Origin of the sequence: Pantoea sp. EABMAA-21 (assembly GCF_030053335.1) — a bacterium.
Taxonomy (GTDB): Bacteria; Pseudomonadota; Gammaproteobacteria; order Enterobacterales; family Enterobacteriaceae; genus Pantoea; species Pantoea communis.
Genome location: NZ_JASGBX010000006.1, coordinates 246755 through 267162, shown reverse-complemented (window position 1 = coordinate 267162; position 20408 = coordinate 246755). Strand labels below are relative to the sequence as shown.

19 protein-coding genes are annotated in these 20408 nt (G+C 52.1%); 7 read left to right on the top strand and 12 right to left on the bottom strand.

The window, feature by feature from the left end:
• Positions 1-296: 296 nt before the first annotated feature.
• A complete protein-coding gene (locus QMZ65_RS11690; protein ID WP_283216017.1) occupies positions 297-2495 on the top strand; it encodes a TonB-dependent receptor in 2199 nt (732 codons plus the stop codon).
• A 316-nt stretch (positions 2496-2811) separates the two neighbouring features.
• Positions 2812-2985 carry a hypothetical protein gene (locus QMZ65_RS11685; protein ID WP_166931874.1) on the top strand — a complete coding sequence of 58 codons (174 nt, stop codon included), beginning with the start codon at positions 2812-2814 and terminating at the stop codon, positions 2983-2985.
• Here the strand turns inward: QMZ65_RS11685 and QMZ65_RS11680 are convergent.
• The gene (locus QMZ65_RS11680) at positions 2982-4130 is read right to left on the bottom strand and encodes a glycoside hydrolase family 1 protein (RefSeq protein ID WP_160832478.1); all 1149 of its coding nucleotides are present in this window, start codon (positions 4128-4130) and stop codon (positions 2982-2984) included. The two genes, QMZ65_RS11685 and QMZ65_RS11680, sit on opposite strands and share 4 nt — an antisense overlap.
• Positions 4131-4285: 155 nt before the next feature.
• Between QMZ65_RS11680 and QMZ65_RS11675 the strand changes: the two genes are divergently transcribed.
• Positions 4286-5743: a phospholipase D-like domain-containing protein gene (locus QMZ65_RS11675; protein WP_283216016.1), complete on the top strand. Its 1458-nt coding sequence runs from the start codon at positions 4286-4288 to the stop codon at positions 5741-5743.
• Between the two features lie 64 nt (positions 5744-5807).
• On the opposite strand, the gene mdoC is transcribed toward QMZ65_RS11675, so the two are convergent.
• Positions 5808-6959, bottom strand: a complete 1152-nt coding sequence (gene mdoC / locus QMZ65_RS11670) for a glucans biosynthesis protein MdoC (RefSeq protein WP_283216015.1) — start codon at positions 6957-6959, stop codon at positions 5808-5810.
• Between the two features lie 279 nt (positions 6960-7238).
• On the opposite strand from mdoC, the gene QMZ65_RS11665 reads away from it, so the two are divergent.
• From QMZ65_RS11665 to QMZ65_RS11655, 3 genes are all read left to right on the top strand, one after another.
• Positions 7239-8774, top strand: a complete 1536-nt coding sequence (locus QMZ65_RS11665) for a glucan biosynthesis protein G (protein WP_283216031.1) — start codon at positions 7239-7241, stop codon at positions 8772-8774.
• A complete protein-coding gene (gene mdoH / locus QMZ65_RS11660; RefSeq protein WP_283216014.1) occupies positions 8767-11316 on the top strand; it encodes a glucans biosynthesis glucosyltransferase MdoH in 2550 nt (849 codons plus the stop codon). The genes QMZ65_RS11665 and mdoH overlap by 8 nt, the downstream gene beginning before the upstream one ends.
• Positions 11317-11454: 138 nt before the next feature.
• A complete protein-coding gene (locus QMZ65_RS11655) occupies positions 11455-11694 on the top strand; it encodes a YceK/YidQ family lipoprotein (protein ID WP_211727775.1) in 240 nt (79 codons plus the stop codon).
• 3 nt (positions 11695-11697) lie between these two features.
• Here QMZ65_RS11655 and QMZ65_RS11650 read toward each other — a convergent pair whose 3' ends face one another.
• The 3 genes from QMZ65_RS11650 to QMZ65_RS11640 all read right to left on the bottom strand — a co-directional run bounded on the left by QMZ65_RS11650 (position 11698) and on the right by QMZ65_RS11640 (position 13963).
• Entirely contained in the window at positions 11698-12096 is a 399-nt protein-coding gene (locus tag QMZ65_RS11650) for a MysB family protein (protein WP_034820175.1), read from the bottom strand.
• A gap of 118 nt (positions 12097-12214) precedes the next feature.
• Entirely contained in the window at positions 12215-12481 is a 267-nt protein-coding gene (locus QMZ65_RS11645; protein ID WP_034820172.1) for a hypothetical protein, read from the bottom strand.
• Between the two features lie 558 nt (positions 12482-13039).
• Positions 13040-13963 carry a Kdo(2)-lipid IV(A) acyltransferase gene (locus tag QMZ65_RS11640; protein ID WP_034820169.1) on the bottom strand — a complete coding sequence of 308 codons (924 nt, stop codon included), beginning with the start codon at positions 13961-13963 and terminating at the stop codon, positions 13040-13042.
• A 268-nt stretch (positions 13964-14231) separates the two neighbouring features.
• Between QMZ65_RS11640 and trhO the strand changes: the two genes are divergently transcribed.
• Positions 14232-15287 (top strand): oxygen-dependent tRNA uridine(34) hydroxylase TrhO, encoded by a 1056-nt coding sequence (gene trhO / locus QMZ65_RS11635; RefSeq protein ID WP_058959603.1) that lies wholly within the window; start codon positions 14232-14234, stop codon positions 15285-15287.
• A 44-nt stretch (positions 15288-15331) separates the two neighbouring features.
• Here the strand turns inward: trhO and QMZ65_RS11630 are convergent, their stop codons facing one another.
• From QMZ65_RS11630 to pyrC, 7 genes are all read right to left on the bottom strand, one after another.
• Positions 15332-15907: a YceI family protein gene (locus QMZ65_RS11630; RefSeq protein ID WP_283216013.1), complete on the bottom strand. Its 576-nt coding sequence runs from the start codon at positions 15905-15907 to the stop codon at positions 15332-15334.
• A 1-nt stretch (position 15908) separates the two neighbouring features.
• A complete protein-coding gene (locus tag QMZ65_RS11625) occupies positions 15909-16481 on the bottom strand; it encodes a cytochrome b (RefSeq protein WP_283216012.1) in 573 nt (190 codons plus the stop codon).
• A gap of 294 nt (positions 16482-16775) precedes the next feature.
• Positions 16776-17891, bottom strand: coding sequence for an N-methyl-L-tryptophan oxidase (gene solA, locus QMZ65_RS11620; RefSeq protein ID WP_283216011.1), 1116 nt, complete (start codon positions 17889-17891; stop codon positions 16776-16778).
• 107 nt (positions 17892-17998) lie between these two features.
• Positions 17999-18253: a biofilm formation regulator BssS gene (gene bssS, locus QMZ65_RS11615; RefSeq protein WP_013508627.1), complete on the bottom strand. Its 255-nt coding sequence runs from the start codon at positions 18251-18253 to the stop codon at positions 17999-18001.
• A gap of 288 nt (positions 18254-18541) precedes the next feature.
• Complete coding sequence (locus tag QMZ65_RS11610; protein ID WP_034820140.1) at positions 18542-18811, bottom strand: hypothetical protein; 270 nt, start codon at positions 18809-18811, stop codon at positions 18542-18544.
• A 143-nt stretch (positions 18812-18954) separates the two neighbouring features.
• Entirely contained in the window at positions 18955-19200 is a 246-nt protein-coding gene (dinI, locus tag QMZ65_RS11605; protein ID WP_097119603.1) for a DNA damage-inducible protein I, read from the bottom strand.
• A 68-nt stretch (positions 19201-19268) separates the two neighbouring features.
• The gene (gene pyrC, locus QMZ65_RS11600; protein WP_283216010.1) at positions 19269-20315 is read right to left on the bottom strand and encodes a dihydroorotase; all 1047 of its coding nucleotides are present in this window, start codon (positions 20313-20315) and stop codon (positions 19269-19271) included.
• Positions 20316-20408: the final 93 nt, after the last annotated feature.

The window sequence follows — 20408 nt, the reverse complement described above, 5'->3', positions numbered from 1 at the left end:
AGCGGTTTCAATCAACGAAGTCACAACGCCTAAATCCCCCAGACTGACGGCGGTTTCAATAAACGAAGCCGCGGTACTCTTATTTTTACCGGCCTTAAATCCCCACATTTTCTGAGTGAAATTACAGTGGTCAGGGCAATTAGCGCAGGTGTTTTCGTTTTCTTAACAAATAAGCGCATCTGACCACGCTGAGTTGAGGAAGTTCAGCGATTTTGCTTGCTTTCGTAATAACACTCCGCATAATCGCAAACCGTAATAAAAATGATTATCAATATATTTCGTATCAGGGGATATCCATGCGTACTTCGCCTTTCAATCCCGGACTGAAACCGACGCTGCTTGCTGTTCTGGTCAGTGCCGGTTGTTTGCCAGTGATGGCTGCTACCACCAACACCACAACGTCTTCAACCGCGGCCAAAAACGAGCAGCAGACGCTGACTGTGACCGCAACGCCACAAGCTGACTTCAAATCCGGCGGCAATGATTTAGTACCCGCGTACCTCGACGGGCAAATCGCCCACGGCGGCCGCCTCGGCATGCTGGGTGAGCAGAATGCCATGGACGTGCCGTTTAACGTCATCGGCTTCACCTCGAAAATGATTCAGGATCAGCAGGCGAAAACCATCGCTGACGTGGTGCGTAATGACGCAGGCGTTCAAAATGTTAAAGGCTACGGTAACTTTGCCGAGGTTTATCGCATCCGTGGCTTTGAATTGGATGGCGACGACATGACCTTCGGTGGTCTGGCAGGCGTGGTGCCGCGTCAGGTGATGGACGCTTCCCTGATTGATCGCGTCGAAATTTTCAAAGGCGCTAACAGCCTGGTTAACGGCGCGGCGTCATCTGGCGTCGGTGGCATGATCAACCTTGAGCCGAAGCACGCGGAAGATACGCCGATTACCCGCGTTGGCGTGGATTACACCTCTTCTTCTCAGGTCGGCGGAACGCTGGACGTGGGTCGTCGTTTCGGTGATAACAACCAGTTTGGCGTACGTTTCAATGCAGTTCATCGCGAAGGTGAGACTGGCGTCGATGGCGAAAAGAAACGCACCACGGCAGCATCATTGGGCCTGGATTATCGTGGCGATCGTCTGCGCACCTCACTGGACGTGGGCTATCAGAAAAAGACCTATCATGATGCGCTGCAAGGCGTGAAATTCGGCGACTTCATTCCAGAAGTTCCCTCCAATTCGCATAACTACAGCCAGAAATGGGTGTATAGCGATATGGAATCCGAATTCGGAATGGCGAAAGCGGAATACGATATCACCGATAGCTGGACGGCCTATGCCGGACTGGGTGCGCAGCACGCCCACGAAACCGGTAACTATGGTTCGCCAACGGTTACCGACACTAATGGTGATGGCACTATCAGCAGCTTCTACTCCAACCGCATTCAGGACAACATGAGCGGTATGGTGGGTCTGCGCGGTGATTTCCACACCGGTTTCGTCAGTCATAAAGTCAATGTGGGCTATTCAGCATTAACCACCAATGCCAAAAACGCCTACAACATGTCGCTGGTCGGCACGCCGTTCAACATTTACAACAGCGGTGATGTTGCAGAGCCGGCAGCGACCTTCGCCGGTGGTAAATTCTCAGATCCGCTGACGACAGCCCGCACACGTACGCAAGGTTATCTGCTGAGTGACACATTAGGCGTGTTTGACGATACGCTGCTGTTCACCGTGGGTGCGCGTCATCAGAAAGTGGTGGTGCGTAATTATGCTTACGGAACAGGCGCGGAAGATGTCAGTTCTCGTTATACCAATGATCGCTGGATGCCAACTTACGGCGTGGTTTATAAGCCGTGGAAACAGGTGTCCTTCTACGCGAACCACACCGAAGCGTTACAGCCAGGCAGCGTGGCACCTAACACCGCGACTAACTATGGCAGCGTAACGGGTGTTGCACACTCCAAGCAAAACGAAATCGGGGTGAAAACCGACTTCGGTCGTATGGGCGGATCGTTAGGTCTTTTTGAAATCAAGAAACCATCAGGCCTGTTAAACAGCGACGGCGCTTATGTGATGGATGGCGAGCAGCGTCACCGTGGGCTGGAAGCCAACGTCTTTGGTGAGCCGGTTCTGGGTCTGCGCTTGAATGCCAGTGCGACCTGGATCGATCCAGTGATGACGAAAACCTCCGGCGGCACCTATGATGGCAAACAGGCTATCGGTGTGCCTCGTTACAACTATGTGCTGGGTGCTGAGTACGACATCAAGCCTGTTGATGGTTTGACCGCGACAGCCATGCTGAATCACTCCGGTTCGCAGTATGCTAACTCAGCCAATACGTTGAAACTAGGTAGCTATACCACGCTCGATTTGGGTGTGCGTTACCGCATGAAGGTCAGCCAGAACGATCTGGTCTGGCGCGTGGGTGTGGATAACGTGACCAATGAGAAATACTGGGCCAACGTAGATGGTACTGGCACCTATCTGGTGCAGGGCGACCCTCGCACCTTGAAAGTCTCCATGAGCTACGATTTCTAATCCGGCTCTTAACAGGGACGCCATTGCGTCCCTGTTGTCATTTCATACTGAAATAATTCTGTACCTTGCCACGCATTCCATTACACTCAGTGCGGCAATCCCGCGCACAAAAGTCTTTTGTTATTGAGTCGACATGAGTTCACCCGCGCCACCTGACGATCACGACGAGCCTTTACGACAATCTCTGGATGATGCGCACTTCGCTATTGTGGTACTTGCAGTGACCTCTGTTACCCTTATAATCTTCGTCCTGATGGTGACGTTATGGATGAGCTAAGGTCAGCAACAGTTCATGGAAGCCTGCAAGGAGATGTCGATGGAAGCCCGAGATGACAAACTGATTGCCATAATTGGCCTGCTCTCCGCCTGTTTAATTGGCGTGGTGTTCCTGTTCACCATGACATGGCTGACCGATGTGCGCCATCCCGCCGATCCCACGCTTGATGTACAAACCTGTCCGCCAAAAGTTCATCCGACGCAACACTCTTAATTCAGTTTTTCCCGGTTGTGCCACTTAATTTGCTGACTGCGTAGCTCTAACGCCAGGGCTTCGTGTAGCGTGCGATTGCCATTGGGATCGCCCAGGCCAAACAGCGCGCCAGGTGAACGTCGATCGTCTGCCCAGGCCGGATATTCGACTACCGGATAGAGCGAAATGCCTTCCAGCGCCACCCCTTCGTCCAGCGCTAACAGCGCCTGTTCCGTGACATGCCGCAGCCAGGGCGCGCGCGCGTCTCCTTCGGCACCGGTTTCTGCCAGCAGCAATGGACGTTGATAGCGCTGCCAGCATTGCAACAACAGGCGATGCAGCGGTTGATAAGTGGCGTGTTCAGCAGGGATGGTGTCGCCGGAAAAGAACCAGTGGTTATCGGGATAGTAATTCAGGCCGAGAATATCGAGGAAGTCTTCACGCCCGCCCAGCTCTGGCGCATCACGCCCGGCAATCCAGTCCCAGGCTTCAAACTGGGCCTGATGCTGTGCATCTGCGTAGGGTTTGCTGTCGGGGTTGTCGGGGTCGGCGGCGATTTGCACTAGCGGATCGGTGAGTACAAAGCGCGCATCAGGATAAACCTCGCGAACCGCATGCATCGCCGCCAGTGAGGCGCGTACCAGCTGACGTTTTAGCTCGCGGCCGCGCTCGCTGGCATAGGGATCAAGCCAGGAAACATCTGCCCCGGCCCATGACCAAAACGAGATTTGGTTGATTGGAGTGAAAAAAGGGTGTTCAACGCCTTCATCACGCATCAACTGCGCCATGGCACGTGCGAAACGCTCAAAATGATCGACAAAGGCGCTACGCCAGATATCGAGATGTTCCGGGTAGCCAAAATGCGCCAGCTCCCAGATGATTTGCATATCGTGACGTGCGGCGGCATGGACCATCGGTAAAAAGCTGCGCCAGTCATATTCACCAGGCGTGGCTTCGATTAAGTGCCAGCGTGCACCGTCGCGGGCAGTGTGTAATCCTTCCTGCGCCAGCGCAGCGTAATCTTTCTCCAGTAACATATCGTGACCACTACTGATCACCATATCCATACGACGGCCCCCGCTGCGGCAGGCGGTGGAGCAGGGGAAGCTACCCTGGAAGAAACTGCGGAAAAGCTGCGGGTGATGGCGCGGGGATTGCTGAGTCATCATCCTCTCCTCACGGTAAACGTCGGATGCAGAACGCACGCCTAAGTCTAGACTGTAAACTAAAGACGCGTCAGCGAGCGGTAGCAGATATCTCTGATGGCCATCCGATGCGTTAAGACTAACAATAATAGATCCAGTGAATTCAGGGATTCGGTATGAGTGAAGCAGCATCCGTTCAGCAGCCGCCAGCGGGCGAAGGGTTACGAGAGATTGTTGATGCACGTTGTGCGCTGCATCCCGAGATGAGTGGCATCCATCCCCTCAACGATGGTTTAGACGCCTTTGCCGCGCGCTACCTGCTGATGGGCATGGCGCAACACACTATTGATGTGCAGTACTACATCTGGCATAACGACATGTCTGGCCGTCTGTTATTTAGCGCATTGCTGGATGCCGCCGAACGGGGCGTCAAAGTTCGCTTGCTATTAGATGACAATAATACGCCGGGCCTGGATGACACGCTGGCCGAACTCGATCGTCATCCCAATATTGCGGTGCGCTTATTCAATCCCTTTTCCTTTCGCACCCTGCGCGCGCTCGGTTATCTGACTGATTTCGCCCGACTTAATCGACGCATGCACAATAAGAGCCTGACGGTGGATGGGGCCGTGACACTGGTCGGTGGGCGCAATATCGGCGACGAATATTTCGGGACTGGCGATGAGCCGCTGTTTACCGATTTGGATGTGCTGGCGATTGGTCCGGTGGTACACCAAGTCGCGCACGATTTCGAGCGCTACTGGCAGAGCAAAGCGGTTTCCCCCTTGCGCGCGGTGGTAGATGTCTCGGGCGATGCCCATCAGGCAGTGCGTTTACCGGCAGAGTGGCAGCAGAGTGAAGCCGTTCAGCGTTATCTGGCGCGGCTGGAGCACTCTTCTTTTGTCAGCCAAATGGAACAGGGATCAATGCAGATGACGTGGGCCGAATCGCGTCTGCTGAGTGATGATCCGAGCAAGGGACTTGGCAAAGCGAAACGTTCCAGCCTGTTGCCGCAACGCATGCTGGAGGTGATTGGCACACCGCAACAGCAGTTCGATATCATTTCGGCGTATTTTGTGCCCACGCGTGCCGGCGTGGCTCATCTGGTCGCACTGAAGCGGCGGGGTGTCAAAATCGCCATACTCACCAATTCACTGGCGGCCAATGATGTGTCCGTGGTGCACGCAGGTTATGCGCGCTGGCGTAAAAAGCTGCTGCGTCATGGAATTGCGCTGTATGAGATGAAGCCACAAGCGAATGCCAGTGAAGCCCCACATGACCGTGGGTTAACCGGTAATTCCGGCTCAAGCTTGCATGCGAAAACCTTCACCGTCGATAACCGAAAGGTGTTTATCGGCTCGTTTAATTTTGATCCCCGCTCTGCGGTGCTGAATACCGAAATGGGACTGGTGATTGAGAGTGAAGCCCTGGCGCAGCAAACCCATCAGCGCTTTATTGCCGGGATGCGCGATCGCGCCTGGGCACTGCGTCTGGACAACTGGGGGCGGGTGAACTGGGTTGAATATCCCGGTGAAGCAGGTGAGGTGGTGCACAAGCATGAGCCGCAGTGTACGTGGATACAACGACTGTTGGTGCGATTGGTGTGGCGCTTACCGGTGGAGTGGTTGTTGTAAATGCCGCAGGACATGCTGGCGCACCGGACAACAATCGCCCCCACATTGTGGGGGCTGATGCCGATTACCGTGTAGCAGAGGGCGTTTTAACTTCATTGCGCTGTGGTTTACCTGAGAACAGGAAACGCAACAGCGGAATGCGCAGATGGATTTCGTACAGCGTAAAAGCAATCCCAAACACCATCAGCAGACCGACAAAGAAACCTAGCGTGTTGCTGCTTATGTGCGGGGTAACGTAAATGCCATACAGAATCGTCAACGGATGGTGCACCAGATAGATAAACAGTGAGGCATTGACTAAATACATGATGCGCGGGGAATGGCTGTTCAGCAGCTTGTGACCAAAGCTAAAGCAGACATTCAGCATACAAAGTCCCATCAGGGTTGAGATTACCTCATCGATTTCATACAGCCAGCCATCGCCGCTGCTGTAGCGTTGATTCAGGCTATAGGCGATAAACACCGCAATGGCGCTAAAGCACATCACCGGATTGAAGCGCACAAACAAGGCTTTCAGCGCCTGATGTTTCCATGCCAGCGCACCGAGCATAAAGAACGGCAGGAACGTCAGGGTTTGCATCACGGCCACGCTGAACAGACCGTCGGCGAACACGGCCGGTACGGCATAAAACAGCGCGCGGCGGAACAGACACCAGACCAATGCATAAGCCAGAAGTGCCAGCGTCAGTTTCCCCCAGCCTACCTGCTGATAATCAATCTTCCGCTGCTGAGTGCTCAGCCAGCGGAAGGTCAGCATGCCGAATGCCGTCAGAATCACTAAAACCAGTAAAAACCACAGGTGAGAAATCAGTTCCCACGCCAGCGTGTTGTACTTGTCATACCAAGAAAAGCTATCCCAATGACCCACTTTGTCGGTCAGATTTTTTAGCATAAAAAACTGCGGCAGGGTAATGAGCGGAATGGCGGTTAACAGCGGGATACCTACACGCTCCATGCGGACCTTCAGCCAGTGTTGTGGCTGATAGCGCAGGTAAAGCATGTAGGAAAAATAACCAGAAATAACAAAGAACACCTGCATGCGGAAGGCGTGGATGAAGTCATTCAAAACGGTTAACCACATTGAGGCATCGTGGCTATTCACGGCCCAGCGCTGTGTGGAGTAAATCAACGAGACGTGAAAGGGCACGCCTAATAACATTAAGTACGCTCGAATGGAGTCGAGAAAATATTCGCGTTCGGGTTTTGCTGAACTCATAAGCTTCCAATTTGTCAGTTTACTTGCCGGTTTCACCCTGAAACCGGATTATGCTGGATGAAAATTCTACCGCCTGTAAACAGCGTATACTATCAGGTGATTCTGTATCTTAACCTGAAGGGTTTAATTATCCGAAAAGCACACTTTCAGCTTACAAATCAGCGGAACAATCTTGTGCATAAGCTGTCGGAAAACCGAATAATCCTTTAAGATAAACGGGTTTGATCTGAGCACACGAAAGGGGGGGATGTGCTAAATAAAGTGAATAAAAAAGTGGGACTGGTAAAAATGCGCTGGGTAGGCGCGGCAGTTCTGCTGGCGTTGTACGCCAACAATAGCTGGGCGTTCAACATTGATGATGTAGCAAAACAAGCCAAGGCGCTGGCAGGGAAGGGTTACGAAGCGCCGAAGAGCAATTTACCCTCTCAGTTTCGTGATATGAAATTTGCGGATTATCAGCAGATCCAGTTTAACCACGACAAAGCATACTGGGGCAAACTGCGCACGCCGTTTAAGCTCGAATTTTACCATCAGGGCATGTATTTTGATACGCCGGTGAAAATTAATGAAGTCACCGCCTCATCAGTACGTGAAATCAAATATAACCCTGACTATTTCAACTTCGGCAACGTGAAACACGATGCTGATTCCGTCAAGAACCTCGGGTTTGCCGGATTCAAAGTACTGTATCCTTTAAACAAAAAGGGTAAAGACGACGAAATCACCAGTTTCCTGGGCGCCAGCTATTTCCGCGTGATTGGCGAAGGTCAGGTGTATGGTCTTTCAGCGCGCGGCTTAGCGATTGATACTGCACTGCCATCAGGTGAAGAGTTCCCGCGCTTTAAAGAGTTCTGGATTGAACGTCCAAAACCTCAGGACAAGCAGCTGGTGATCTATGCACTGCTGGATTCACCACGTGCGTCCGGTGCTTACCGCTTCATTATCAAGCCGGGCAAAGAGTCGACGGTGGATGTGCAGTCTAAGGTTTACCTGCGTGATAACGTCGGCAAGCTGGGTGTTGCGCCACTCACCAGCATGTTCCTGTTTGGTGCTAACCAGCCTTCACCGGTGACCAACTTCCGTAACGAATTGCACGATTCTAACGGATTGTCGATTCATGCTGGCAACGGCGAGTGGATCTGGCGTCCGCTGAACAACCCGAAACATCTGGCGGTGAGCACGTTCACCGTGGAAAACCCTAAAGGGTTCGGTTTGCTGCAGCGTGGCCGTGATTTCAGCCATTATCAGGATCTCGACGATCGCTACGACCTGCGTCCAAGCGGTTGGGTTGAGCCACAGGGCGACTGGGGTAAAGGCCGAGTTGAACTGGTCGAAATCCCAACGGCCGATGAAACCAACGACAACATCGTGGCCTTCTGGACGCCAGAGTCATTGCCTGAGCCGGGCACAGAGATGAACTTCCAGTATCGTCTGCACTTCACGCGTGATGAAAACCAACTGCATCAGGATGATGTGGCGTGGGTGAAAAACACGCTGCGTTCTGCGGGTGATGTGAAGCAGTCTAACCTGGTACGTCAGCCGGATGGCTCCATTGCCTTTACCATCGACTTCGTCGGTAAAGCGATGAGCAAATTACCGGACAATACCCAGGTCGCGCCTCAGGTCAGTGTGGGCAACAACGCCGACGTGGTTGAGCAGAGTGTGCGCTACAACCCGGTGACCAAAGGCTGGCGTTTGGTATTGCGTCTGCGCGTGAAAGATAACAAGCAGCCGACCGAAATGCGTGCGGCGCTGGTGAGCGGCGACAAGACATTGACGGAAACCTGGAGCTATCAGCTACCTGCCAATGAATAAATCGACTTTTTTACCTCAATCTTACGTGGAGGCCCTGCCGCTTGATGCGGCGGGGCGCGCTCGTCTGAGTGATTCGTTACAGAATGCCCAGGCGTTCCACGCTATTCATACGGCGCTGGGGCAAGATGTTGCCGCCAGCGATCGCCCGGATGATGCGCCGTTAAAATCGGTGTCATCACGCGTACAGATGGCCTGGCCGGATTCACTGGCCGAGGGTCAACAACTCAGTAAGGATTATCTCGACCGCACCACGCTGAAGGCGATGCCTAAAGTGAAGCGCTCGCTGATGTTCCCTGAGATCTGGCGCACCAACCCGATCGCGCGTGCATGGGATTCTGTGCGTGGGAAAAAATCCACGCCGCGTTATGCCACAGCGGAAGAGCAAAAGACCGAAGATAAGTGGCGTCATGTCGGTTCTATGCGCCGTTATGTCCTGCTGATTCTGACGATTTTACAGACGGTAGTGGCGACCTGGTACATGAAAACCATTCTGCCATATCAGGGCTGGACGCTGCTCGATCCTATCGAGTTGTTTAACCAGAACTGGCTGCAGTCGGTAGAGCTGATCCTGCCTTACATTTTGCAAACCGGGATATTGTTCCTGTTTGCCATTCTGTTCTGCTGGGTGTCCGCTGGTTTCTGGACCGCGTTGATGGGCTTCCTGCAGTTGATGATGGGTCGCGACAAATACAGCATTTCGTATTCGACCACGGGTGATGAGCCGCTCAATCCGGAGCATCGTACTGCGCTGATCATGCCGATCTGTAACGAAGACGTTGAACGCGTATTCGCCGGTCTGCGTGCCACCTGGGAATCGGTGCAGCGCACAGGTAATGCCGAGCACTTCGATGTCTATATCCTGAGCGACAGCTACGATGCCGATATCGCCATCGCTGAGCAGAAAGCCTGGATGGAGCTGGTGCGTGATGTCGGAGGCGCAGGCAAGATTTTCTATCGCCGTCGCCGTCGTCGTGTGAAGCGTAAAAGCGGTAACATCGATGACTTCTGCCGTCGCTGGGGCAGCAATTACAGCTACATGGTGGTGCTGGATGCTGACAGCGTGATGAGCGGTGAGTGTCTCACCGGACTGGTGCGCATGATGGAAGCCAATCCGAACGCCGGTATTATCCAGTCGTCGCCAAAAGCGTCAGGCATGGACACCCTGTATGCGCGTTGTCAGCAGTTCGCGACCCGCGTCTATGGCCCGCTGTTTACCGCCGGTCTGCACTTCTGGCAGTTGGGTGAATCGCACTACTGGGGCCATAACGCCATCATCCGTGTTCAGCCGTTCATCGAGCACTGTGCGTTAGCACCGCTGCCTGGTGAAGGTTCTTTTGCCGGTTCAATTCTGTCACATGACTTCGTTGAAGCCGCGCTGATGCGCCGTGCCGGTTGGGGGGTGTGGATCGCCTATGATCTGCCGGGCTCTTACGAGGAGCTGCCGCCGAACCTGCTGGATGAACTGAAGCGTGACCGTCGCTGGTGCCACGGTAACCTGATGAATTTCCGACTGTTCCTGGTGAAGGGGATGCACCCGGTTCACCGTGCGGTGTTCCTGACCGGTGTGATGTCTTATCTGTCAGCACCGTTGTGGTTTATGTTCCTCGCCTTGTCCACCGCGTTGCAGGTGGTACATACGCTGATGGAACCGACCTACTTCCTGCAACCGCGCCAGCTGTTCCCGGTGTGGCCGCAGTGGCGTCCTGATTTGGCGATCGCGCTGTTCTCTACCACGTTGGTACTGCTGTTCCTGCCGAAGCTGCTCAGTGTGGTGTTGATCTGGTTCAAAGGTGCCAAACCGTATGGTGGTGCCATTCGTCTGTTCTGCTCGCTGATTCTGGAAATGCTGTTCTCGGTGTTGCTGGCACCGGTGCGTATGCTGTTCCACACGGTATTCGTGGTCAGCGCGTTCCTCGGCTGGGAAGTGGTGTGGAACTCACCGCAGCGTGATGACGATGCTACACCATGGGGCGAAGCTTTCCGTCGTCATGGTTCTCAGATGCTGTTAGGTATCGTTTGGGCGGCCGGTATGGGTGTGCTCGATCTGAACTTCTTATGGTGGCTGGCGCCGATTGTGTTCTCACTGATTCTGTCACCGTTCGTGTCGGTGATGTCGAGCCGTGCAACGGTGGGACAGAAGAGTAAGAATGCGAAGCTGTTCCTGATCCCGGAAGAGTATGAACCACCGAAAGAGCTGGTTGATACCGATCACTACCTGCAGTTGAACCGCGAGCGGGCGTTGAAGAATGGCTTTATGCATGCCTTGTTCAACCCGGCATTCAATGCACTGGCAACCGCAATGGCCACGTCGCGTCACAAACAGAGTGCGTTGCTGGATCATGCACGCGACCGCCGTGTCGATCAGGCACTGAGCGATGCGCCTGAGAAACTGAACCGCGAGCAGCGTTTGCAGCTCATCAGTGACCCAGTAGTGCTGGCGCGCGTGCACTCACGCCTGTGGGAAAGTGCAGAGAAATATCATCAATGGGTGGAGAGTTATCAGAAATTGACACTCAATCCTGAGGCGCTTCGGCAGCGCTAACCTCGAAAACCGAAAAGCGGCAGCGATGCCGCTTTTTTTTTGCCAACATTCTGACTAACACAATCTTTACGCGCACAGGTGTAGTTATTCCACCCGTGACCCGGTTAAACTAACGCCAGTTCATTGTGAGTAAATGTTGTGAATTATTTCCTTAAATTAACCTTATTGTGTGCCACCACACTCGTGTTGAGCGGCTGCGGCAGTATTATCAGCCGAACCGTCCCGGGACAGGGACATGGCAGCCAGTATTATCCCGGTGTGCAATGGGATGTGCGTGACGGGCCATGGCGCGTGCTGACCATCCTTGATCTGCCACTCTCGCTGGTGATGGATACGCTGTTACTGCCCGTCGATGCCAGCCACGGCCCTTACGAGTAACGCTTACGCCCATTTATCCGATGGGCTATCGTCATCTTCCCATTCCTCTGCCGCAGCTTCACCCTCTTCGAGATCGCGTGGTGGCTCCAGCTGGAATTCCCCTTCATCCCACTCGTGCAGGGTGTTTTCCGACTGCCACTCCTGACGCAGTTCCACCTCGTCGAAATCGCCGTCAAATATCGCCTGGGCTGCTTCGCCGCTGCAGATCGGCAGGCATTCACCTTGCTCATCTTCACCGTCAAAGAATTCTGCCTGCCACATGATGTCACCATCCTGCATCACATACTTTTGTAGCGAGAACTGGCTCACGCTGGCATCGTCCTCGTGCACATCCGTCTGGCTGGCGAGAAACTCCTCGCGTGCGGCGTCGATAGCTTCTTCAAGCGTGCTGTACAAGCTCATAATGAACTCCATGTCTGTTGAAAGGGATTTCACAGAAGAATAGACGAAAAATGGAAGTGTGCAGGGCAGGCATAGAATAACGGCGGGCGGATGAATGCAATTCAACCGCCCAAACCGCTTAGATCATCTTTTGCGGGAAATGCAGTACAGGACGTACTGACTCGCGAATAATAGGAGCAGAGTAACGAATGCAGCATTTAATACAGGGTTTCACCTTTTTAAAATTAATACGAGCGGTTGATAAAGCCTGATTTAAATTATAGAGCGTACCGATAAAAACCATATCCTCCTTAACGGGTAGACGTTTACACTCTTTCCGATGCAAGAGGTGGTAGCCCTCTTGATCGGTACTGATTGTCACGTAGTAATAGATGCCTTTATTCATATTATAGGTTCCTGCGATATATTTGCTGTGTGTAATCTTTTTATATTTTTAGAAGGGCAGTTATTTGGCTAACTGTCACGGTTGAAATTAACTGGAATCGATTTCGCTAACAAATTCCAGAAAGGAATAAGCATAGCTCTTCTTTTGTAGAAACAGAATATAAAGGGGGTGGACTAAGACAATACCTTGTTATGTAAGTTAATTTTACTGGATTGATAAGCGGAGCAAAAGCATTCAGCAATATTAAATAGGAATAGGCCTGGAATGCGTGAAAATTAGATCCGTGACCACCTGTTTCAATTGATGAAGCTTTTTGATGCTGCTGGATGAGAATTCAAAGAGATGCGCATTTTAGTGTTTACATTTCGTTAACAAAGATGAATATTCTGCATTTCTACAGGTTATTCTGCTCCATGGATTAAGTTAAAGCTGGACCGAACAATGCCATCAGCCTGAATTCAGACTGGTCCGGTTTGACTAAAATTGACAGACTATCGTCGTGAAATAACGCAAATTTCTTCAGGAAAGCGTGGAGCACAGACTGTGCTCCACATCACATTAATACAGCGATGGTTGACCTTCAGGGCGGGTTTTAAAACGGCGGTGCAACCACATGTACTGCTCTGGTGCCAACAGAACGGTTTCTTCAACCACTTTATTCATCACGATAGCGGTATCGAGTTCATTCTCGAGCGAGAACTTATGGCGAATGTCAGGCATCATTTTAAGCTCATAACCGCGTCCGTTGGGCAGGCGGCGGGCGAGAAACGGGATCACGCTGGGATTGCCCAATCGAATCAACATATGCGTGCCCGTGGTGGTTGCCGCATCCTGCACGGCAAAGAACGGGGCAAACACGCTACTGCGCGGGCCATAATCATGATCAGGCGCGTACCAGATGATGTCGTTGTTCTTCATGGCGCGAATCATGCCTTTGAGATCTTTGCGATCCAGCATGCTCTTATTTGAGCGCATGCGTCCCCAGGTTTGCAGCCAGTCGATGAGCTTATTGTCATTCGGCCGGTAAACGCCAATGCCTGGATTGTGCATGCCAAACACGCGAGCACCCAGCTCCAGAGTCAGGAAATGCATGCCAATCAATAAAATGCCGCGTTTTTCCGCAAGCGCATGGCTGACATGTTCGAGCCCGGAAGTGGCCACCCATTTTTGAATACGCCAGTCAGGCCAGAACCACGCCATACCGGTTTCAATCAGCCCCATGCCAACCGATTCAAAGTTGTGCTTCACCATGGCTTCACGTTCGCTGGTAGGCATATCCGGAAAACAGAGTTCCAGGTTACGTTGCGCGACTTCCACACGACGTTTTAAGAAGCGCATGGCAATGCGGCCCAGGCCACAGCCAATCGTATGCAGCACCGGGTAAGGAAGTAACACCAGCAGATAAAGAAAGCCGATACCTATCCAGGTCAGCCAGTAACGCGGGTGAAGAAGTTCACGGGAAAATTGGGGAAGTTGAGTCATGGAAATGTCAGTATCCTGCGTCTTGTGCCAGAGAGTCCGGTTTCTGTTATTTGTCGTGATTATGCCATTTTTTCGTGCTGACTGAAATCAAGCATAGCCTGCAGGCGGGTGTAAGGCAGTCAGATTGCGCATTAATCTACCACTGCGGCGGAGAATTGCGTCGGTAATCACGCCATTCAGGATTATCTGACCAGGGGCTTTGCATCGAGCGGAATTCAGGTATCATGTGCGCGCTAAATTTCTCTGATTGCTAACAGGATCGAACACCATGCCAGTGTTACATAACCTTGTTTCCAATAAAGAGCTGAAAGAACGTATGCTGGCTGAAAACGAGCCGCGTACCACAGTCTCTTTTTACAAGTACTTCCAGATTGCCGACCCGAAAGTCTTCCGTGATGCCCTCTACATTGCGCTAACAAAGCTCAAGGTCTTTGGACGCGTCTACGTGGCAAAAGAGGGGATCAACGCGCAAATCAGCGTTCCTGCCAGCCAGTACGAAGCCATGAAAACTGCACTGTATGCGTTTGACCCGGCGTTAAATAACCTGCGAATGAACATTGCGCTGGACGATGATGGCAAATCTTTCTGGGTACTGCGCCTGAAAGTTCGTGAGCGCATTGTGGCCGATGGCATTGAAGATGAAAGCTTTGATGCCAGCGATGTCGGTGCCTATTTAAAAGCCGCAGACGTCAATGCGATGCTGGATGATCCCGATGCGGTGTTTGTCGACATGCGTAATCACTACGAATTCGAAGTGGGCCATTTCGATCAGGCGATGGAAGTCCCGGCCGACACCTTCCGCGATCAGCTGCCGATGGCCGTGGATATGCTGCAGGAGCATAAAGACAAAAAGATTGTCATGTACTGCACCGGCGGGATCCGCTGCGAAAAAGCCAGTGCGTGGATGAAACACAAAGGCTTCAATGATGTTTACCACATTGAAGGCGGCATCATTGAATATACCCGCCGTGCGCGTGAGCAAGGTTTGCCTGTCCGTTTCAAAGGTAAAAACTTTGTGTTTGATGAACGTATGGGCGAACGTATTTCTGACGATATTCTCTCGAGTTGCCACCAGTGCGGCGTGCCGTGCGATAGTCACACTAACTGCGTCAATGACGGATGCCATCTGCTGTTCATTCAGTGCCCGAGCTGTGCGGAGAAATACCACAACTGCTGCAGCCCGCTGTGCATGGAAGAGGCGACATTAACACCGGAAGAGCAGCGTTCACGCCGCGCAGGCCGTGAAAACGGTAATAAGGTGTTCAATAAGTCACGCGGTTTACTCAACATGACGATGGCGATCCCCGCGCCAGAGAAGAAGTAAACTGCATCCAGCCTGAGGCCGCATGACCTCAGGCTGGTTCTGCCTTACTGCCGCACGCCTTCCACTGAGATAATCAGCTCAGCTTTCTGCGATGCCGGTCCAAGATCTTTAGTGATATTAAAATCCTTCAGCACGATCTCACCGTTAGCTTCAAATCCGGCACGATAGCCGCCCCAGGGATCCTTGGCTTCGCCCAGCAGTCGGGCGTCCAGCGTGATCGGCTTTGTCACGCCGTTGAGCGTCAGGTCACCCGTGATCTTGTACTCTTTGCCCTCTTTTTTCACTGCGGTTGAGGCAAAGGTGGCTTGTGGGAATTTGGCGGTGTTAAGGAAATCCGCGCTGCGAATATGCTTGTCACGTTCGGCATGGTTAGTATCGAGGCTGGCGGTGTTCAGGGTCACGTTAACCTTATCGGCCGCTGGGTTGGCTTCGTCAAAAGTAAAAGTGCCGTCAAAATCTTTGAACGTCCCGTATAGCCAGCTGTAACCCAGGTGCTGAATGCGGAACTGAACAAAGGCGTGCTGGCCTTCTTTATCAAATTTATAGTCTGCTGCGCTGGCCAGCAAACTGGTGCCTAACAGGCTAGCGGCACTCAGTGTCAGTAGCGTCTTCTTGAGCATTTTACTTCTCCTTTTCAGAGGTTAACGGGATGCGGTAACCCAGCATCCTTTTCAATGTGACGTCTCGATCAATAAAATGGTGTTTTAATGCCGCCAGCCCATGCAGCGCGGAAAACAGTATTAATCCCCAGGCCAGCCACAAATGCAGATCGCCAGCCAAATCAGCCTGTTCACCTGCTCCACTTAACAGGGCGGGCACTTCGAACCATCCGAACACCGAGATAGCTTTGCCATCGGCGGTCGATATCAGGTAGCCGCTTACCAGTAGCAGCAACAACAAGCCATACAACAGCCCGTGAGCCAGGCTGGCGGAGCGGCGAATTAAGGGAGAATAGTGTGGTAAGAGTGCGGGTGGGGGAGAAATAACACGCCAGCCAAGGCGCAGCAGTAATGTGGCAAATAGTAGCATGCCAATGCCTTTGTGGATTTCCGGGGCGCTGTGATACCAGCCATCGTAATATCCCAATCCGACCATCCACAGACCCAGCGCAAACATGCCGTAAATGACCAGCGCCATTAGCCAATGCAACATAATGGTCATTAGCCCGAAATGTTGTCTGGAGTTACGCCACATAAAAGTGAATCCATATCTGGAAATAGGTGGTAATAAGCATCCATACTTTGAAATATGAAAGCAATTAAGCTTACCTTTCTATAAAATTTAAAAAGACATTCGGAAATTGTGCGTTTATATCGATGTCTGCGTCAGAAATATTGAAGATGGTTGTATAGGTGGCGGGGAAATAAAATTGAATTGAATATTGCTACACCTAATGCGGCAATCTTAACGCTTAAATGTCAGGAAAGAACTATTAATGTAAGTTTGCGTCAATATAAGGCTGGCGCCTGAGGCGCCAGCGAGACAACGTTAAGCAAAGCGCGAAAGTGAAAACGGCTTCAGGTCAAAGGAGAAGGGCTTATCCTGGGCAAATTCACTGGCAAGTTCACCTAATACGCTGGCAAATTTAAATCCGTGTCCACTCAAGCCGGTAATAATTAATCGATTTGGCTCGCCTGGAAGGGTATCTACAATAAAGTCTTCGTCAGGTGTGTTGTCATAACTGCAGGCCTCACCGTGTAAGCAAACGCCAACCCCCGGTAAGAACTGACGCAGGAAACTGAAGGCTTCACTGCCGTCTGCAGCGATACTGCCGAAAGGTTTACGATCTTCGGGTTTCTGCATCAGCTGCCCGCCATCGTGACGTCCCACTTTTAATGCATTGTTGTCGGCAGGGAAGCCATAAAAGTGACTGCCATCAGGCATCTCCACCGTGAAGCCAGGAAATTGGTTGTTCTCGCTATAACGTCCATCTGCCTGATACCAGGCAAAGACTTTACGCACCGGTTGTACTGGCAAATCTTTTACGAGCTCACTCACCCAGGTTCCGGCACTGACCAATAATTTACGCGCGCGAAACACGCCGTCGCGGGTAGTGACTTGCTGCAAGTCACCATCGCGTGCGATCTCACTCACCGGGCAATTAAACAGTTGCGCGCAGCCCGCCTGTTCAGCCAGCTGTATCCAGCTACGAACCGCCTGCTCACATTTCAGGAAGCCGGAGTGAGGTTCGAATACCCCAACGTAGCCGTCGGGCACAGAGATCTGCGGCCAGCGCTTGCGCACTTCGTCTGCCTGCAGGATTTTTACTTCCAGTTGATAGGTTTTGGCGCTGTCGATGACATTTTGGATAAATGAGGAAGTGAGGGGGGCCAGATTGAGGATGCCGCTTCGATGCATAATGCGTTCACCGCTCTGACGTTCCAGCTCATCCCACAAGGTTTGTGCGCGCAGCACCAGCGGGACATAGCGTTCACCTTCGCCATAGGCATGGCGGATCAGGCGTGTTTCACCGTGGTGTGTGCCCTGGCAGTGCGGAGGATGGGCACTATCAATCATCAATACCGATAAGCCTGCCTGGGTTGCGTAAAAACCGGCGGCGGCTCCCACCGATCCGCTGCCCACCACAATCAGATCATAAACCATAACCACATCACTCCTGCCAAACGACGAAATTTTTCAACAGCATAGCAAAAAAATCGTGTCCATGAAAAAGGCACCCTATTGGGTGCCCTTTCACGCGAAGTAAGAAATTAGTGCTTTTGATTATCGCGTAGGTATTGCTCTGTGGACTCAATCTTTGCAATGCCAGCTTCGAGTATCGAGATGAACTGTCTGGCTACGTCGGTAGTCAGCCAGTAGGTGGGTCCCACGTCAGCTTCTTCTTCTTTCTGATCCTGCGATGATAGCGAGTGCAGGCGGATCATCATGGCGTCATAACTGTCTACGGTACTGATGTCCCATCCAACCAGCGGATGAGTCTGAATGACGTCTTTATTTCTGTCCATTATAACCTCCTTATTACTCGTTAAACGAAGTGCTTCTTGAGGTTCAATGCGGCTTTTCTTGCACTAGCGGAACAATTATAACATGAAACAGGCGGTACAATAGTTAAAACGTGTGGCGATTAAAAAGAGAACGATAATAAATGCGTTCAGAATGCGACTTTTGTCGAATAATAAAGTGCCCGCAGCTTCGGGCCTTTATTCGATAATCGTGACAGTGGCTACACCTTAGTTATCGGCGGCGTTAGGGGAAAACTTTACGCTGCAGCGACAAGTAAAAAAAGGCCAGTTTCAGGCCTGCGCTTCTGGAGGCAGCTGGCCATTACGCCGCTGAATCTCTTCAGCCAACCGAGTAAAGTGCTGCTGTAACTGTGCGTCGTGGTTCTGATTTTGCGCTTCGAGCGACAGATTATGCACCAGTAACTGACTGGCGCGATCGTCGAGGCAGAACGTCAAACTGGCAAAGGCATTTTCCAGCACCGTTAAACGTCGCTGCTGTTCAGCAATTAATGCCAGCAATTCACCGAAGGTCATCGCCTCTTCTGGTTTTTCAGTAGTCATGTAAAACACCTCCCGTAAGCATGACGAGGCAAGGATAGGGGATCGTTAAACATGAGTCTAGATGCAGCGACTTTATCTGGCGAGAGGGAAATTAAAACAAAAAAACCGGGTGGCGAAACCCGGCAAAAACGGCACAGTGGCAGTTAATCAGTAATAAACCAGTCGTCTGCGCTTTCCCACGTTTCTTGTAAAATATCGCTAATGCGTTCGCGTGACGCTTTACAGCCACCAAATACGCTCAATTGATTGCCGCCCGCATAACGGACTTTGACATGGTGATTATCTTCGGGAAAATCACGGGAAATACGACGGGTGAGTTCGGCACTGAGTGCATCCAGTGCACCTGCGGGAAGGGGCTGAGTTTTCGCTACGGTAATTTCAACACGCATAAAAGCCTCCGGGATAATATACTGGTTATTTGTACAGTAAAATTATCCCAAAGGCAAGCCATGCATTATTATTCTTTGATGCGCCAGTTCAGCGTCTCACCTGCAAGGAACGGCACCAGTGTGTCATCGGTCACATTGATGGTGTCCTGCACTGTCCATGACTCGCGGACCAGCGTCAGCGTGCCTTCATTCAGTGGCAGGCCATAGAAGTTCGGGCCGTTTTCTGAACAGAACGCTTCAAAATGTTCCAGCGCATTCAACTCTTCGAATACCGTGGCATAGGCAGGCAGCGAGGTCGGTGCGTTAAACACGCCGGCACAGCCGCAGCTGGCTTCTTTCAGATGACGCAGATGCGGTGCCGTGTCCGTGCCGAGGAACACGCGACGATTGCCACTCGCCACCAGGGCGCGCAGCGCTTCCTGATGAATATTGCGTTTCAGGATCGGCAGGCAATAGAGATGAGGGCGAACACCGCCCACCAGCATGTGGTTACGGTTAAACATCAAATGCTGTGGTGTAATGGTGGCACCCAGCAGGTCGTTGCCCGCAGCCAGATATTCTGCCGCTTCTTTAGTGGTGATGTGTTCCATCACCACTTTCAGGGCTGGGAAGCGCTGACGCAGCGGTTCCAGCACGGTTTCGATAAAGCGTGCTTCACGGTCAAATATATCGATGTGCGAATCCGTGACTTCACCGTGTACCAGCATCGGCATACCGATCTGCTGCATACGATCCAGCACGCTGGCAATGGAGTCAATATTGGTGACGCCGTGGCTGGAGTTGGTGGTGGCATGCGCGGGATAGAGTTTCGCTGCGGTAAAAGTCCCGTTGCGGAAGCCACGCTCAATTTCATCCGCATCTAATGAATCGGTGAGGTAGCAGGTCATCAGTGGCGTAAAAGCGTGTTCAGCGGGCAGCGCAGCCATAATGCGCTCGCGATAGGCAATGGCGGCCTCGACGCTGGTCACCGGTGGAACCAGGTTTGGCATGACAATCGCACGACCATTGACCGCACTGGTATAAGGCAGAACTGCATTAAGCATCGCGCCATCGCGCAGATGGATATGCCAATCGTCAGGGCGGCGAATCGTGATTTGCTGGGGTTGGGCTGTCATTCAAAAAGGCTCCGGCTGAGAAAAAACGAATGGGCACGTTTAGGCCGGGGAGTAATCATAAGGGTGTGAGCAACCGTTTGCACGGGATTTTAT

Coding starts and splice junctions, on each gene's coding strand:
- QMZ65_RS11690 (WP_283216017.1), top strand. CDS start 297: ATGCGTACTTCGCCTTTCAATCCCGGACTGAAACCGACGCTGCTTGCT.
- QMZ65_RS11685 (WP_166931874.1), top strand. CDS start 2,812: ATGGAAGCCCGAGATGACAAACTGATTGCCATAATTGGCCTGCTCTCC.
- QMZ65_RS11680 (WP_160832478.1), bottom strand. CDS start 4,130: ATGACTCAGCAATCCCCGCGCCATCACCCGCAGCTTTTCCGCAGTTTC.
- QMZ65_RS11675 (WP_283216016.1), top strand. CDS start 4,286: ATGAGTGAAGCAGCATCCGTTCAGCAGCCGCCAGCGGGCGAAGGGTTA.
- mdoC (WP_283216015.1), bottom strand. CDS start 6,959: ATGAGTTCAGCAAAACCCGAACGCGAATATTTTCTCGACTCCATTCGA.
- mdoH (WP_283216014.1), top strand. CDS start 8,767: ATGAATAAATCGACTTTTTTACCTCAATCTTACGTGGAGGCCCTGCCG.
- QMZ65_RS11650 (WP_034820175.1), bottom strand. CDS start 12,096: ATGAGCTTGTACAGCACGCTTGAAGAAGCTATCGACGCCGCACGCGAG.
- QMZ65_RS11645 (WP_034820172.1), bottom strand. CDS start 12,481: ATGAATAAAGGCATCTATTACTACGTGACAATCAGTACCGATCAAGAG.
- QMZ65_RS11640 (WP_034820169.1), bottom strand. CDS start 13,963: ATGACTCAACTTCCCCAATTTTCCCGTGAACTTCTTCACCCGCGTTAC.
- trhO (WP_058959603.1), top strand. CDS start 14,232: ATGCCAGTGTTACATAACCTTGTTTCCAATAAAGAGCTGAAAGAACGT.
- QMZ65_RS11630 (WP_283216013.1), bottom strand. CDS start 15,907: ATGCTCAAGAAGACGCTACTGACACTGAGTGCCGCTAGCCTGTTAGGC.
- QMZ65_RS11625 (WP_283216012.1), bottom strand. CDS start 16,481: ATGTGGCGTAACTCCAGACAACATTTCGGGCTAATGACCATTATGTTG.
- solA (WP_283216011.1), bottom strand. CDS start 17,891: ATGGTTTATGATCTGATTGTGGTGGGCAGCGGATCGGTGGGAGCCGCC.
- bssS (WP_013508627.1), bottom strand. CDS start 18,253: ATGGACAGAAATAAAGACGTCATTCAGACTCATCCGCTGGTTGGATGG.
- QMZ65_RS11610 (WP_034820140.1), bottom strand. CDS start 18,811: ATGACTACTGAAAAACCAGAAGAGGCGATGACCTTCGGTGAATTGCTG.
- dinI (WP_097119603.1), bottom strand. CDS start 19,200: ATGCGTGTTGAAATTACCGTAGCGAAAACTCAGCCCCTTCCCGCAGGT.
- pyrC (WP_283216010.1), bottom strand. CDS start 20,315: ATGACAGCCCAACCCCAGCAAATCACGATTCGCCGCCCTGACGATTGG.